The organism is Paenibacillus sp. MDMC362 (assembly GCF_003269305.1).
Classification (GTDB): domain Bacteria; phylum Bacillota; class Bacilli; order Paenibacillales; family Paenibacillaceae; genus Paenibacillus_AQ.
Genome location: NZ_QLYT01000016.1, coordinates 13,785 through 29,942 on the forward strand (window position 1 = coordinate 13,785; position 16,158 = coordinate 29,942).

Genomic DNA, 16,158 nt, shown 5'->3' on the forward strand with positions numbered 1-16,158 from the left:
CTGTCCACACCTCTTCTTGAAGTCCTTTTAAGTGAAAAATACGTTTATATAACCCGCCTCTTAACGAAACCGCAATACATGCGCGATCGGCGCCAGCCCCTGACGCTCCTGATCCGGAAGTCGGACCGCGACGCCATCGTCCGTGCGGCGATAATCCAGCGCTTCCTGACCCCCGACCAGATCTATGCGGCCAAACGCCGTCTGAATCGGAATGTGCAGCTCCTCAGGAACGGCTTCTTGCTCATTTCGATACAGATAGATGGCGTAGGTCGTATCGCCTTTTTGGGTAAACTGAACCGCGCCGGAGGAATACGGCTCACAGACCCGGGTCCCATAGATGGCCTCCCCATAGACTTTCAGCCACTCTCCCATGCCCTTCATTCGTGAAATGGCCGTCTCGGGCAGTCTTCCGTCCGGCTGCGGGCCCACATTAAGCGCTAGATTTCCGCCTTTGGCCACGATCTCGGCCAGCAGGTGAATGAGCTGACGCACCGTTTTGTAACGATCCTCGTACCGGAAGGAGAAGGAAGTTCCCATCGTGATGCAGCTCTCCCAAGGTACATGAAGGGCACGCTCAGGAAGGGTCTGCTCCGGTGTGATCAGATTCTCGTAAGGCCCGCCGACCGTACGGTCCGCCGAGAGGAGCCAAGGCTGAATCTCACGCGCCTTCTCTACCACTTCACCCAATCGGATATTTTGGTCCCGGTAATCGTTCACCCAGCCTGCATCCAGCCACAGCACATCGATGCGGCCGTAACGGGTCATCAGCTCCATAATCTGCTCATGAGTAAACTGGACAAACTGTTCCCACAGCCAAGGATATTTCTTCGGATCGTAGCTAGGACCGCGAGAAGTGAAGCTCCCCGCCTCCATTCCCGGCGCCCAGTAGTACGGAGTATGCCAATCGGCCTTGGAGAAATAGGCGGAGATGCCGAGTCCCTTGGCGCGGAATGCATCGAACAGCTCCTTCGTGATATCGGCGTGTTTATGCCTATGGAACGGACATTCCGGTCCCGTAACCCGGTAATCGGTCGTATGCGTATCCCACATGCAGAATCCGTCATGATGCTTGGTGGTAAAGTTCAAATATTTGAAGCCGTTATCGGCTGCCAGATCAGCCCACAGATCAGGCTGAAAGCGAAGCGGGTTGAAGGTCTTGTTCAGATCAAAATACTGCCGTTTAAGCTCCTCCGCATCAATGTCCCAGTCAATGCCGTCACGCGACCAGTCCGCGTCTTTATCGCTCAGCGCCCACGATTCAACAAGGCCCAGCTGGGAGTACGGCCCCCAGTGCATCATCAAGCCCAGCTTCTGATCCTTGAACCATTCCAAGCGTTCCAGAAGCAGCGGATCCTCCGGCTTGACCCATTTGTCCTCACTGCTGAAATTGTGCACGCCCTGCTCCACTACCGCTTGCTCTTCCTCAACCAGCTTGTTCTCCGACATGGTGTACCTCCAATAGTCATTTGTGATAACGATATCTTTGAAGATCATTAGAACGGGCTTCGCCTGCCCCTTAAAAACAATAGCCAACCCCCGGTCATGAAGCGACCGGGATACGTTGGCTCTTTGTTTTTCATATATGCATCTGATTATTGCTCGGCATTCCAGCGATCATATGCGCCTTGGTAAAGCTCGACGAGACGGTCGCTGCCCATTTTCTTGACTTGTGCGACGTATTTATCCCAATTCTCAAGCGGCTCTTGGCCTGTTACGAATTTGGCTTCCATCTGTTTCACGTACGTTTCCAAATCGGACAACAGCGCAGTTGCCTCGCTCTGCTCTTCATTCGTCAAATAAACGTTAGGGAATGGCGATTTGCCGATCGGCACCAGCTTCTCTTGATTCTGCTGATCGATCCACTCATCGAATTCGGTGCGAAGGCCTTTCGCAACATCCGGGTCATTGACGCCAGGTGTCAAAATACCGTAGTTCGGCGTGATTTTGCCGCGATACTCCTCACGATCACCGCCGCCTGGCACTGGGAGCCATTCTTTCACGCGGTTTGCCTCATCCTTGAATTTCCACAGGGTGCCTTCCGGTCCTTGGTTAAACAGCGTGGCGCCCTCATAGCTGTACAGGTAATCGATCCAGCGCATGGTCGCTTCCGGAGCCGGGTTGCTGCTCGAAATGGCGAATGTGCCTCTTGCCGACATACCAGGGTGCATGCCGTATACCGGAGAGTCGGCAATTTCACTCTTCACCGGCGTCATGAGCGGATGCTCGCTGCTAGGCTCGCCGCCGAGCGTGAAGTACGCATGGTAGTCGTTAAACAGAGCCAGCTGATTGTTTTCTCCCTTGGCTTTTTTCTGATCGCCTGTTTGCGAGAAGGTCTCATGATCCAGCAGTTCTTCCTTCCACAGACGGTTCATGAACGTCAGATAGCCTTTGTAGCCTTCTTCCTGATAAGGGTAGTGTACTTTCCCATCCTTGTCGGAATAGATTCCTTCGTTGTACATGCCCCAGAAGCCGAAGAAGTACATACGCAGGTCATCGAGCTTGACGGAAGTCAGCGGAATCTCGTCTTTCTTTCCGTTTCCGTTAGGATCTTCTTCCTTGACGCGTTTCAAGAATGTATATAATTCCTCAGTAGTCTTAGGCTCGGACACGTTTAACGCTTTTAAGAACTTGCCGTTGTACCACATCGGGCCTCTGTACCATACGGCAGCCTTGTCAACGAACGGCAGGGCGTAGATATGTCCGTCCGGGGTCGTGAAGGATTTGCGGACATCCGGGTTCTCGTCGAAAATCTTTTTGATGTTCGGTGCATAACCTTCGTCAATGTACTTCTCCAGCGGAATGAGGATGCCTTGGCTGCCGTAAGTCACCTGTTCAGCCGGCTTCAGATCCGCCGCATAGAACATATCGGGCAAATCGCCGCTCGCAAACACCAGATTTTTCTTCGTTTCAAAGCTGTCAATCGGAGAAAGCTGATATTCCAGCTTGATGCCTGACAATTTCTCCATCTCTTGTAGTACGGGCATCGTATTCCAATCGGCTACACCGGCATCCTGTGACATGACCGTCAGCGTGATCGGCTCATCCACAATCGGGAAACCTTCCTTCTTTACCCCTTCCGTGCTGGCCGTCCCGGACGGTGCTGTAGCAGCGCCATCTCCTTTAGGCGAACCACAGGCTGCAAGCATTGTTGCTGAGAGGGTGAGGCAGAGTAAAATAGATGATGCCTTGCGAAGCTTTTTCATGACAACAACTCCCCTTTTTTGGTGTGGATTGTATGGTTTAAGATCAGCCCTTAACGGAACCAATCATAACACCCTGCACAAAATAACGTTGAAGGAACGGGTAAACAGCAATAACCGGAAGTGTCGCAACGATAATGACCGCATATTTGACCAGTGCGGCAATTTCCGCTTTGGAATTCATCGCTGCTGCGGATGAGGCGTCAATCGCCCCGCCGCCCTGTGCCGCCATCTCCTGAAGTACCAGGATTTGACGCAGGAAGAGCTGAAGCGGGTACTTCGCGGCATCATTCAGATAAATCATGGCACTGAAGTAACTGTTCCAATGTCCGACGCCGTAGAAAAGTGCCATGACGGCAATAATCGGCATCGAGAGCGGCAACACGATTTTGATGAATAACCGGAAGTTCGTACAGCCGTCGATATGGGCCGCTTCCTGAAGCTCCTTCGGAATGGTCGATTGGAAGAACGTCCTGGACACAATGATATTCCATATGGACGCAGCTCCCGGCAGAATAAGAGCCCACATGCTGTTGACCATGCCAAGGTCTTTCACGAGCAGGTAACTCGGAATCAGTCCCCCGCCGAAAAACATCGTAACCAGGAACACCGCCATAAAAAATCCTCTGCCCACAAAATCTGAGCGGCTTAGCGCATAGGCTGCTGGCAGCGTGACAATCAGGTTCACGATCGTACCTATCACTGTATAAATAATCGTGTTCTTGTAGCCAATCCAAATGTTGGCATTCTCAAACACCCGGGCATATCCATCAAAAGTTATCCCTTTCGGGAATAGCCACATTTCACCTGAACTTACGTACTTCGGATCACTGATAGAGGCGCTGACAATGTACAGCAGCGGGTACAGTACGATGATCAGTGCAATCGTCAGATAGATGTAATTGCATAGCAGGAATAATTTATCCCCTTTGCTTTCCCTTACCGTGGATGACATATGTTATTCCCCCTTCTACCACAGGCTGTTTTCGCTGGTGCGACGAGCGATTTGGTTCACCGCAATCAGCAGAATCGCATTAATGACCGAATTGAACAATCCGACGGCGGTAGAGAAGCTGTACTGTGCGTCAACCAGACCGGAGCGATAAACAAAAGTCGAGATGACATCGGAAGAGCTCATATTCAGCGGGTTCTGCAAGAGCAGGATTTTCTCGAATCCGACGCCCAAAATGCTGCCCATGTTCAGGATCAACAGAATGGTGATCGTTGGTACAATCGCCGGAATGTTAATATGCAGAATGCGTTTGAATCGGCTCGCACCGTCCACGACGGCAGCCTCATGCAGCTGCGGATCGACACCCGACAGAGCGGCCAGATAGATAATGGTACCCCAGCCCGCGCTCTGCCAGACGCCCGACAGCACGTACACAGTCTTAAACCAAGCGGGATCTGTCAGGAACTGCGGCGGCTGAAAGCCCAGCATTTCCACAAAATTTACGATCATGCCGGACGAAGGCGACAAGAACGTAATGATCATACCGGACATAACGACGACTGAAATAAAATGCGGCGCATACGTGACGGTCTGTACCGTACGCTTAAAGAATGAATCCTTCACTTCATTGAAGGCCAATGCCAGAATGATGGGCAGCGGAAACCCGATGGCCAGCTCATACAAGCTGATGCTCAAGGTATTCCATAGCAAGTCCCAGAAGTAATAAGAGTTAAAGAAGCGTTCGAAGTGGTCGAATCCGACCCACGGGCTTCCCGTTATTCCCAACGTCGGGATGAAGTTTTTGAAGGCGATTTGGATCCCGTACATCGGCCCATAATGGAAAATGACAAAATACAGAAATGCCGGAGCGATAAACAAATACAGCTCCCAGTTTCGAATCATCCTCCTCCATAATGTATTTTTCTTACGATTCGGCATCGTGTTAACCGATACGCTTTGTGTCAGGGCGGATTGACCATCTTGCTGCATAGGTTGCCCCCTCCTTTTCTAATGAAAATCCGGCCATGTTTTTTTCGGAAAAGCAGCCCTGTTCAATGTAAAAGAAAGAGCCTTCCTGACCACACATCCTTAGCGTGCGGCTTGCCCGCTTCAGAATTGTTAACGCTTACATCCCAAGTGTATGGACTGCCGCATGATCCGTAAATATGTCATTTCTATTGTCTGTTCAAAATAGCCCAATGTGCTGGTATGACGGGCTTTTCACGTCTCACCCATTCTTGTCATTGTTGTTTTCAAGCAGGAAAACATGTGGTATTTGCCCCCTTCCCCTCCGGTTAAGGGTCATCCAGGCCAATGGGATGACCCTTGACAGATGTGATATCTGACCTTAAGTTGGAAAAATAAACCGTAAAAGCAAAACTGACATATTCTAAAAAGAAATGAGGGATTACGCATGCAGCCATCATCCTGGATTTTAGCCGGCTACGCAGGGCGCAAGGTCTTATCCGAGATCACGACCGAAGATGCCAAGCGGCTCACTCACTTGAATATCGCTTTCGCCCATATCCGAGAAGACAAGATTACGTATACCGATACGAACACCATCCACGAGATCCATCGCCTGAAAGCCGTCAATCCCGCATTAATCGTCCTGCTGTCCGTTGGCGGCTGGGGCTCCGACGGATTCTCGAGAGCGGCAGCAACGTCCGCAGGGAGACAAAGCGTGTGCGAATCGGCAATCAAGCTGCTGCAAGAGTTTCCATTCGACGGCATTGATCTGGACTGGGAGTATCCATGCTACTCGATCGCAGGAACGACCGCATCGCCAAACGACAAGAAGAACTTCACGATGCTGCTGAAGGAGCTCCGGGAAACATTGGATCAGTACGGGCGGGACGAGACACACTATCTGCTCACGATCGCGGCTGGAGCCGATCAGTATTATATCGATGGCACCGAAATCAATGACATCCACTCCTACCTCGACTTCATTCAGCTGATGACGTACGACATGCGCGGCGGATTTCAGACGCTGACGGGCCATCACGCCAACCTGTACACTTCAACCGGCGATCTGTTCCGAATCAGCGTCGATGCCTCCGTCCGTCTGTTTACTCAAGCCGGTGTGCCGCGCGAGAAAATCGTGATCGGGGCCGCATTCTACTCCAGGAAGTGGAAAGATGTGCCGGATGTGAACAACGGTTACCTCCAGGTCGCTCCATCTTCCGGCGGTTACGGTCCAACCTATACCCAGCTCGCAGCCGAGTATTTTAACAATCCTTCCTATAAAAGGTACTGGGATGACGAAGCCAAAGCGCCTTATTTATTCGATGGCAGCAGCTTCATTACTTACGATGATGCTGAATCTCTGACTCATAAATGCAAATACATACAGGATCAAGGCTTGGCTGGTATTATGTTCTGGGAATACAGCTGTGATGCGACACACAGCCTGCTGGATTCCATGTATAAGGCATTCCACTCTTAAACAGAGTGGTGACCTGCTTGAGTTGTACCTGTTTCACTCCCCTTCAGGTGTCTTTATTTCGCTATTCGTTCGGACTCTTTCCTCATGTGAAGGAGTCCTTTTCATTTCATTGCCTACGCTAAACGGAGGATGTCGACAGATAGTACGTTATGTTTTCTATCATGTCGCTAACTTCGGATTGCTGCGCTGCAATGGCTTGGCTTTATTCTAGAAGTTCCTTCCGAACTCCGTAAATATGTCGTTTTTATCTTTAACTATAGAGCATGCAAAGCCTTATAAACACTGGAAATTTCATACTGTATATGTTGATCTTGCACCTGACACGAGGATTACAATTGACTGACAATCTTGGATTATGGATAGAAAAAAAAGCCATTCCTGAACACAGAAAGGCTTTTTTATCTATGAGGGTATGGATATTCCTCAAAAACTATGTTATCTATATGTGATTAAATCTAACTTATCTGGCTGTATTTCGGTCGTCATTCGTAACATCACCAAAGAAGCGGATCGAGTACAATGCACACAGACCGACAATCGTATAGATGATGCGGGAGCCGATGGAGCTCTGTCCACCAAACAATGCAGCTACCAGGTCGTATTGAAACAGACCGACCAGAAGCCAGTTAATGCCTCCAACAATCAATAACAGCAAAGCTATTGTATTAAATGTTCTCATCGTTTTACCCTCCTTACGTCCGTTTTTTTAGATTATTCGTTGCATGTATGTTCATCTATGATTTTAGTATCTATTTTTAACCAATTATGGCGTGTGTAATCATGTCCGAACAAAAAAATATCCCCTTAAGGGGGATGCTCTTGCACCGGGATCGTTCTCTTCCTTTAGACCCCCTTGGGGAAGCCGCGTTTATGATGCAAAAGCTCGAGAAACACCTCTACAGCCTTGGTATGATAAGGTGTCTTCTTTGTAATCCATGAGAACTGCCGGGCCACGGGTCTGCCATTCGGTACCAGCATATGCAGCGTTCCGAGCTGTACCTCCTTGCGCACCGCCCATCGCGACAGCAGCGTAACGCCAAGACCTGCCTCCACGGATTCCTTGATCAGTTGGGTGCTTCCGAACTCCACGATATGCTGAGGGCGAATATGATACCGTGAGAACATCCGCTCCGTTGCCTCGCGGGTGCCCGATCCCGCTTCCCTGACAATCCAGGTCTCATCCGCAAGCTCGGAGAGCGATAGCTCCTGCAGATGATCATACCGCCCGTCCCGGGGAACCATCACCAGCATCTCATCCTCGGCAAAGGCCTCGATATGCAGCTTATCATCCTGATAATCTCCCTCCACGATGCCGATATCCGCCTCATGGCCCAGTATCATCTCCGCCACCTCCTTGGTGTTCCCGATCATAATCGATGGGCGGATCAAGGGATAATGTTCCCTCATATAAGCGATCAAATGCGGCAGCATATATTCCCCGAAGGTGTAGCTGGAGCCAATGGACAGATTGCCGCTCGCCCGATGCATCAGATCGTCCACAAGCGTGTTCATGCGGGTGTACAGGCTCAGAATGTCCTTCGCATGATGGTATACGATTTCTCCCGCTTTGGTTAGCCGGACATATTTATTGGTTCGCTCCAGCAGCTTGGTGCCTACAGAGCGCTCGAGCGCTTGGATATATTGGCTTACCGCGGGCTGTGTCATCAGCAGTTCCTCCCCCGCACGGGTAAAATTCCCCTTCTCTACCACCGTAACGAATACCTCCAATGGTTGATCCACGCTTTTGGCCTCCTTCGTTCGCAATATCCACGAATGGTTATGAGTTATATTACCATAATATATTACTTATGATGATCATTATAATGATTTATTTTTCTTATCCATTGGAATGGGATATGATGGGTTCAGACCAACCGAACGAATCGGAGGTTACATCTTATGACAGAGCCAGCCTATTCCAAATCACAAGAACAGGTCCATCGTCTGGTTCGATGGACACAGCATACGCTGCCCGCCGCAGCAGGCGGCATTGCCTTTACCTTTGTCATCGCTCTCATCGGTTACGTATTAGCAAGCATGCCGGGCCTTGGCTACCTTGGCCAGCTCGCGTGGGCGATTCTCATCGCCGCAATGTATCGACAGCTGCGAGGTTACCCGGAGAGACTGCGCATAGGAATCCAATTCACGGCCAAGCGGCTGCTGCGACTAGCAATCATTCTATATGGCCTTAAGTTGAATATCGGCATCGTGTTCCAGCAAGGCCTGGGTTTAATGATGAGGGATGTGATCAGCGTCATATTTGCCATCGCGCTTACTCTGCTGATTGCCAAATGGCTGAAGGCCGATATGTCCTTGTCCCTTCTGCTTGGCATTGGAACCGGTGTATGCGGTGCGGCGGCCATTGCCGCCGTGTCCCCGATCCTCAAGGCGAAGGAGAAAGACACTGCGCTAGGTGCGGGGCTGATTGCCTTTCTTGGAACCATTGTTGCTATCGGTTATACCCTCGTCCAGCCGCTGCTTCCCTTAACAGCCACCCAATACGGCGTGTGGTCGGGTGTCAGTCTTCATGAAATCGCCCATGTGGCACTGGCAGCTGCTCCAGCAGGTGAGGATGCCCTTGCGATCAGCCTGCTTGCCAAGCTGGGACGCGTATTCTTGCTCGTACCGCTCAGTATCGCGCTTATGGTCTGGATGAAGCGCACCGGGCGTATGCAGAGTCAAACACGGATGGAGTTTCCCTGGTTTCTGCTGGGCTTCATGGCAGCGAGTGTACTGGGAAGCTGGGAATTTACCGGACAACCGATCATTCCCCTGCCGATCAAAGATTGGATTTCTCAGGCAGCTTCCTTCATTCTTGCCATGGCGATGGTGGGACTTGGCCTGAATGTCCACTTGAAGGATGTACGCGGCGCCTGGCGGCCGCTGCTGGCCATGTCCATCACCACCGTGCTGCTGATTCTGCTTACTTATGCCATGGCATAAGTAAGCGGAAGGCAGCCAAAGTGTATAAAGCGGAAAACCATCCCCTGCGACAAACTCCCGGCAGGGGATGGTTTTTTTGTGGTGAATAGCCCCATACTCCATTCCTATCCCATAATGCCGGATTGCAAGCCATGTTTGGATGGCCGCCAATACGACAACCCCCGTCTTTTTCTTTCCATTTTAGGGTAAAACTAAATGTAGCCATCCCGCCCATTTCGGGTGGAAGGTTTAGCTCCCCTGCTTTCTTGGGTATTTGAGCTTAGTATGCAGTAAACATGCAGAGCTATCATGATAGAGGAGATGGAAGTATGCAACGAAATCATACGATTATGCAATTCTTCGAATGGCATGTTGCAGCCGATGGCTCGCACTGGAACCGACTCAAGAACGCAGCCCCGGAGCTGAGCAAGGCGGGAATCGATGCGGTATGGATTCCTCCGGTGACAAAAGCTACGTCCGCAGAGGACAATGGCTACGGCGTATACGATCTCTATGATCTGGGAGAGTTCGATCAGAAAGGAACGGTTCGCACGAAATATGGAACCAAGCAGGAATTGATCGATGCCATCGCGGCCTGCCACAAGAACGGGATTGCCGTCTATGTGGATCTGGTCATGAACCATAAGGCGGGCGCAGACGAAACCGAGCGGTTTCGGGTGGTACAGGTCGACGAGATGGATCGGACCAAGGATATATCGAAGCCCTTCGAAATTGAGGGCTGGACCAAATTCACCTTCCCTGGCAGGGGGGAGCATTACTCTTCGTTCCAGTGGAATTTCACTCATTTTAACGGTACCGATTACGACGAAATCAGCAAACGTTCCGGCATTTTCCGGATCGTCGGCGAGAACAAATCATGGAGCGATAACGTTGACAATGAATTCGGCAATTACGACTACTTGATGTTTGCCAACCTTGATTACAGCCATCCGGATGTACGCAAAGAAATGCTCGCATGGGGCAAGTGGCTGGTGGATACGCTGCAGTGCAGCGGATTCCGGCTGGATGCGATCAAACATATCAACCATGATTTCATTAAAGAATTTGCCACTGCCATGAAGAAAAAGCGCGGTGATGATTTTTACATCGTGGGCGAGTTTTGGAATCCCGAGCTTCAAGACTGTCGAAACTTTCTGGATACGGTGGATTACAAGATCGATCTGTTTGACGTGTCTCTTCATTATAAACTCCAAGCGGCTTCCAAAGCCGGCCGTTCCTTCGATCTGCGGACGATCTTTGACGATACGCTCGTGCAGTCGCACCCGATGAATGCCGTCACGTTTGTGGACAATCACGACTCGCAGCCGCAAGAATCACTGGAATCCTGGGTGGAGGATTGGTTCAAGCAGAGCGCTTATGCGTTGATCCTGCTGCGAAAGGACGGCTATCCTTCCGTCTTCTATGGCGATTATTACGGAATCGGCGGCGAGAAACCCATACCTGGCAAAAAGGAAGCGATTGATCCGCTGCTGTATGCCAGAGCGAACCGGGCGTATGGCGAGCAGGATGATTATTTTGACCACCCGAATACGATAGGCTGGGTCCGCCGCGGCATCCCGGAAATCGAGTTTTCCGGCTGCGCGGTGGTCATCGCCAATGGCGAAGCCGGGGATAAGCGGATGTTTGTCGGCAAGCATCGAGCCGGAGAGGTATGGGTAGATCTGACACGCACCCGGAAGGATCGCATTACAATCGGCGAGGATGGCTTCGCTCACTTTCCGGTGAACGGCGGCAGCGTGTCCGTCTGGGCTCACCCGGATATTCCCGTAGAAGCGTAAGCAGCAACATTTTACACATCAAAAAAGACCGGAAGGATCGGTTTCGTCAAGCACTCCTAATGGACAGGAAAGCACTTGGCGCACACCCTCATCCTTCCGGTTATTCGCGTTAACGGCCACGCACCGATCAGCCTTTAACCTGAAAACGACGGCGCAGGCCTTCGCCTAACAGGTTGAAGGTGATGATTAACAGCATCATGGCAAATGCGGGATACACAACGAATTGGAACTTTCCTAACCATATATCCGCTCGATGCTTGGACAGAATGGTCGCCCAGTTATACCCGGTCTCCACGAATTCCATGACATAATAGTTAACTTCCTTCCACTCATGACCAAGAAAAATGTTTACGATCGCAAGCTGGCCGAGCAGGAGCATGACCTTTCCCATATCTAAACAGAAGTTGACGATCACCTCGGGGAACATGACCGGGATATAGTAATTTTTCGTCAATGTCCTCGTGCGAAGTCCTAACGCGGTTCCGGCCTCCATGTAAGGCTCGCTTGCCATCTTGTGGGCCTGCTGCTGAATCGTAATGGCAACCCGGCCGGCCTCAACGCAGGCCAGAATCAGAATGGCCCAGCCCATCCGCTGCTGGGAGAAGAGAAAGAATGGCAGCGCAAGCAGCAGAGCCGAAGCGAAGACCGGCGGCAAATAGGAGCACAGCTGGTTCCAGAAGGTAATGAACCGGTGGATGAAGCCCTTTTTCTTACGGGCGATCAATCCCAGGGGCACGCCTATCGCATATCGAACAGCCGTAATCCCAAGCACAAGCAGAATCGTATCCTTGGCGGTCACAACCAGCTTGCTCAGATTATCGACCCCCTTCTTATCCGATCCCAGCCAGTTCTTCGAAGAAGGCTTATAGGGCGGAAGCGTCAGCTTCTGCTTCCCGTCCTTCATCACCCATCTGGAGGTTTCCTGTTTCAAATCCTTGTCGATAAAGGGCATATACGGCCCCGCCAGCATAACAAAAACAAAGAAGGCAAGCAGCGTGCCGCCAATCCATAAAGGGACATTCTTCAAATCGACTCACCTCATTTCTGATCGGGGATCAAAGGACTTGCGTGCCGATTGACTGATCCATTGGACGATCATGAACAGCACCATGAAGGAAAATGCGATATAAATAATGACACCCGGTTCATAATTGCCGCCGGTGCCGCTGAACGTATTGAAATCCAGTGCCAGAAACAATCTCCACGCCGCCCCCGGATAGTTGCGGTAATATTCCACCACGAGCAGGTTGGACAAGATGAAGACGAGCAGGCCCGGAAGATGGGTCAGGATGGTCGCGATACCGTTGCGCAGCATATGTTTGTATACGACTTTTCGGTCACTCAGCCCTTTGGCTTTAGCCAGCAGTATGTATAACTTGCCTTCCTGCGCAAGCAGAGAAGCCGACGTGATTCGGGCAATGAAGAAAATCGGGTAAATCGACACGAGCAGCGAAGGCAGCACGAAGGCCTCCCAGCCGTCAACCGCAAAATAACGGACAGCCGGTACATGCTTAATAAGCACCCACTGGGCGATCAGCATCAGAAAAAAATCCGGAACGGATTGGAACAGCCATGTGGTCCAGTGCCCCAGCACACTGAATTTGGTCTTGGACAATTTGTAGTCGAGGACTCCCTTCAGAATGCCGAACACAAATCCAAGGATTAAAGCGGATACGATAACCAGCAGGCTTTTGCCGACGGCCTCAAAAGCGGCCGCTTCCGAGGACTGGCCGATATACCGTGTTTCTCCCAGCGTCCCGTTCTGAATAGCGGCTGCAAAATAATCCCGTATATACGTAACATACTCACCCAGGTCAAAGGAATAATTCGTCACCCACAAATTGCTGTCCAGCGATAGATTCAAATCCCTCGGAACCAGAACAATGAGGACGATGAACATAAAAGCCAGCAGGCTGGTCACCGTCGTTTTGAGCATTTGCGTTTTTAATCTCATACCGTCCTCCCACGCATGATTTCAGAAGTACCCCTTTTGGTTCACTCGATTAAGCACTTATTCTACTACTATCATAGATCTCCTAAATAAGTCCAGATGAAAATACAAAATTTTACTTTTTATATTTCCGCATCATGTATTACACTCCAGCTTTTGTCATACAAATAGCATATAATTGCCGCTGCCGTTTCTATCAAATTGCAATCCAGGGCGAAAGAATATAATCTGATTGTATATACATCTCATTGGAGGAGGTTCTACGGCGATGTCCATCTATGAATATGAAGTAAAAACGATACGCGGCGAGTCCCAAACGCTGGAGTCTTATAAAGGCGACGTCTTGCTCATTGTCAATACAGCAACCAAATGCGGCTTTGCCCCTCAATTCGACGGCCTGGAGAAGCTGCACCGAACCTACCGCGAACAAGGATTGACCGTTCTCGGCTTCCCCAGCAGTCAGTTCATGAATCAAGAGCTGGAAGAGGACTCCGCGATCGAGGAGGCCTGCAAGCTCAATCATGGCGTCACCTTCCCCCTATTCTCCAAAATTGATGTGAACGGCACGAGTGCCCATCCCCTCTACAGGCATCTGACGAGTGAAGCGCCCGGCGCACTCGGCATTAAAGCGATTAAATGGAACTTCACCAAGTTTCTTGTGGACCGCAGCGGTAAAGTGGTCAAGCGCTTTGCGCCAACGGATACTCCGGAGAAAATAGAAGAGGATATCAAGAAGCTGTTATAAAGGCAGGCCGCCGATTCGGATAAAAAAAGGGCTTGCCCGAGGTCCATCGACCTTGGGCAAGCCCTTTATGTTATGTGGTCCGGCATCGTCTATGCTATGCCATTGCATCCTTCGTGTGCTGGCTCCTCCGGCAACTCCCTATTCGGGAGAGCCGGGCTGTACGATCTTAAACCGTGTGCGGCAGCTCGCGCACCCAGACTGCCATTTCATTCTCGCCGCGGTTGCCCCATAAATAGTACGGGATGGCCTTTAATGATGCGGGAAGCCTCTTTTTCGGAGAGGAACGATACAGTTCATCGCCCCAATCATCAGACTCCTCAAGCCATCCCTCCCCTTCAATGACAACGGCTCCGCCAAGAAGATCCGGATCGAACCGGGAATGAAGCTTCGGATCGCCTGCGAGCGACAGCGAGGATACCGGCGCTCCATGATCTACGCTCTCCAAGCAGTATACCAACGGCCCGCGCTGAATTGCGGCCTTGCCGGCATTCCCCCGTATGTTGGGATTGGCTCTTACTTGATGGATCTCCATGGAGAATGCCAATTCTACGGCGTCACCCGGTGCCCACACTCTCTTGACGTAGGCATAGCCGTCTTGGGTAATATCCTCCACGGTCACCTCTTGCCCGTTCACCCGCATAACGGCTTTGCCGCGCGACCAGTCCGGAATGCGAAGAGCGATGGTCCACTCGGCTGCCTGCTCAGGCTGAATCGTAAGCGTAACATTCCCATCCCATGGCAGCGCGCTGGTCTGAGTTATCTTCACCGGCACGTTCCCGAGACGGACCTCGGCTTCGCCGCCGATGTACAGATGGGTATACAGCGTATCCTCATTCATCGTATACACGTATTCACCCAGCGACGACAGCAGTCTCGCCACATTCGGCGGGCAGCATGCGCAGGCGAACCAGCCGGGCCGAACCGGCTTCACATGGAACTTGCCCGGATTATGACGGCAGGCCGTAGGCCATACCTCAAGCGGATTCACATAGAAGAAATGACGCCCGTCCTGAGCCATGCTGCCAATGACCGTGTTGTACAGCGCGCGCTCCATCACGTCCGCATACTCCGATTTGGGTGACAGATGCAGCATGCGCTGGGCAAAAAAGATCAGCCCGATGGATGCGCAGGTCTCCGAGTATACGGTATCGTTCGGCAAGTCATAATCCGTGGTAAACGCCTCGCCGTGATGGGTGGAGCCGATCCCCCCGGTAATGTACATCTGTTTACGGACCATGTTATGCCACAGATTAACGCAAGCCTCAAGCAGAGCAGGGTCTTTCGTTCTGGCAGCTAAATCGGCCATCGCCGTATACATGTAAACCGCGCGGACCGAATGCCCGACCGCCTCCTTCTGTTCCCTCACCGGCAGATGGCTCTGATGATAAGCCAAATGCGGAGGATGCAGTACAGAGCGGTAGAATGACTTCTTCCCTCGCTGTTCCCACTCCTGAAGGAAGAAGTGGGGTTCCGTCCCGCGCTCATCTATAAAATACTGACTCAGACTCAAATATCTCGGCTCCTGGGTTACCTCGTACAATTTGACCAGTGCCAGCTCAATCTCCTGATGGCCGTCGAACCCATGGATTTTGCCATCCTCGGGTCCAAAGACGGTATCGATGTAATCCGCCAAGCGGCATACCACGTCCAGCAGTTTCCGCTTGCCCGTCGCCCGGTAATGCGCAACTCCGGCTTCAATCATATGGCCGGCGCAGTACAGCTCATGGCAATCCGTCAGATTGGTCCAGCGCTTCTCCGGCTCCTTCACCGTAAAATATGTATTCAGATAGCCATCCGGCTGCTGGGCAGCGGCCACAAGATCGATCAGCTCATCCACCTGCTCCTCCAGCTTCGAATCCGGATGAATGGCAAGCGAATAAGCTGCAGCCTCAAGCCATTTTGCGACATCGCTGTCCTGAAATACCATACCGCCAAATTCCCCCTCCTCCCTGCCGGCAGCAATTCGAAAATTGGACACGCCATAACTTGGTTCCACGCCCGGAATTCGATCATGGAGGGCTTCATATTGGTATGGGATCACCACTTCCCTCACCAGCTCTATGTAACGGGACCAGAAAGGGTCCGTCAGTTTCACTTGCTTAAGGGGGACCGCAGCTGAACGCGAAGTAAGAGTTATCAT

Annotated in this window: 13 protein-coding genes; 4 read left to right on the plus strand and 9 right to left on the minus strand. The window is 51.4% G+C overall.

Features of this window, described 5'->3' with window-relative positions; genetic code table 11:
- Positions 1–60 precede the first annotated feature (60 nt).
- The 4 genes from DP091_RS07780 to DP091_RS07795 form a co-directional block, all read right to left on the minus strand.
- The gene (locus tag DP091_RS07780; RefSeq protein WP_113057795.1) at positions 61–1,446 is read right to left on the minus strand and encodes an alpha-L-fucosidase; all 1,386 of its coding nucleotides are present in this window, start codon (positions 1,444–1,446) and stop codon (positions 61–63) included.
- A gap of 146 nt (positions 1,447–1,592) precedes the next feature.
- Entirely contained in the window at positions 1,593–3,203 is a 1,611-nt protein-coding gene (locus DP091_RS07785) for an extracellular solute-binding protein (protein WP_015737871.1), read from the minus strand.
- A 43-nt stretch (positions 3,204–3,246) separates the two neighbouring features.
- Positions 3,247–4,155 carry a carbohydrate ABC transporter permease gene (locus DP091_RS07790; RefSeq protein ID WP_113057796.1) on the minus strand — a complete coding sequence of 303 codons (909 nt, stop codon included), beginning with the start codon at positions 4,153–4,155 and terminating at the stop codon, positions 3,247–3,249.
- Between the two features lie 15 nt (positions 4,156–4,170).
- Positions 4,171–5,142, minus strand: a complete 972-nt coding sequence (locus DP091_RS07795; RefSeq protein ID WP_113057797.1) for an ABC transporter permease — start codon at positions 5,140–5,142, stop codon at positions 4,171–4,173.
- Positions 5,143–5,566: 424 nt separating this feature from the next.
- On the opposite strand from DP091_RS07795, the gene DP091_RS07800 reads away from it, so the two are divergent.
- A complete protein-coding gene (locus DP091_RS07800) occupies positions 5,567–6,601 on the plus strand; it encodes a glycoside hydrolase family 18 protein (RefSeq protein WP_113057798.1) in 1,035 nt (344 codons plus the stop codon).
- 460 nt (positions 6,602–7,061) lie between these two features.
- Here DP091_RS07800 and DP091_RS07805 read toward each other — a convergent pair whose 3' ends face one another.
- Both DP091_RS07805 and DP091_RS07810 read right to left on the minus strand, forming a co-directional pair.
- Positions 7,062–7,280, minus strand: a complete 219-nt coding sequence (locus DP091_RS07805) for a DUF378 domain-containing protein (protein ID WP_071218753.1) — start codon at positions 7,278–7,280, stop codon at positions 7,062–7,064.
- Positions 7,281–7,444: 164 nt separating this feature from the next.
- Entirely contained in the window at positions 7,445–8,341 is an 897-nt protein-coding gene (locus tag DP091_RS07810; protein ID WP_113057799.1) for a LysR family transcriptional regulator, read from the minus strand.
- Between the two features lie 159 nt (positions 8,342–8,500).
- Here DP091_RS07810 and DP091_RS07815 point away from each other — a divergent pair, with 159 nt between their 5' ends.
- Positions 8,501–9,544, plus strand: a complete 1,044-nt coding sequence (locus tag DP091_RS07815; RefSeq protein ID WP_113057800.1) for a YeiH family protein — start codon at positions 8,501–8,503, stop codon at positions 9,542–9,544.
- 308 nt (positions 9,545–9,852) lie between these two features.
- A complete protein-coding gene (locus tag DP091_RS07820; RefSeq protein ID WP_113057801.1) occupies positions 9,853–11,322 on the plus strand; it encodes an alpha-amylase in 1,470 nt (489 codons plus the stop codon).
- Positions 11,323–11,449: 127 nt separating this feature from the next.
- On the opposite strand, the gene DP091_RS07825 is transcribed toward DP091_RS07820, so the two are convergent.
- Positions 11,450–12,349, minus strand: coding sequence for an ABC transporter permease subunit (locus tag DP091_RS07825; protein ID WP_113057802.1), 900 nt, complete (start codon positions 12,347–12,349; stop codon positions 11,450–11,452).
- Positions 12,350–12,355: 6 nt separating this feature from the next.
- Complete coding sequence (locus DP091_RS07830; RefSeq protein ID WP_113057803.1) at positions 12,356–13,276, minus strand: ABC transporter permease subunit; 921 nt, start codon at positions 13,274–13,276, stop codon at positions 12,356–12,358.
- Positions 13,277–13,541: 265 nt separating this feature from the next.
- Between DP091_RS07830 and DP091_RS07835 the strand changes: the two genes are divergently transcribed.
- Positions 13,542–14,018, plus strand: coding sequence for a glutathione peroxidase (locus tag DP091_RS07835; RefSeq protein ID WP_113057804.1), 477 nt, complete (start codon positions 13,542–13,544; stop codon positions 14,016–14,018).
- Positions 14,019–14,184: 166 nt separating this feature from the next.
- Here the strand turns inward: DP091_RS07835 and DP091_RS07840 are convergent, their stop codons facing one another.
- Positions 14,185–16,158 (minus strand): glycoside hydrolase family 127 protein, encoded by a 1,974-nt coding sequence (locus DP091_RS07840; RefSeq protein WP_113057805.1) that lies wholly within the window; start codon positions 16,156–16,158, stop codon positions 14,185–14,187.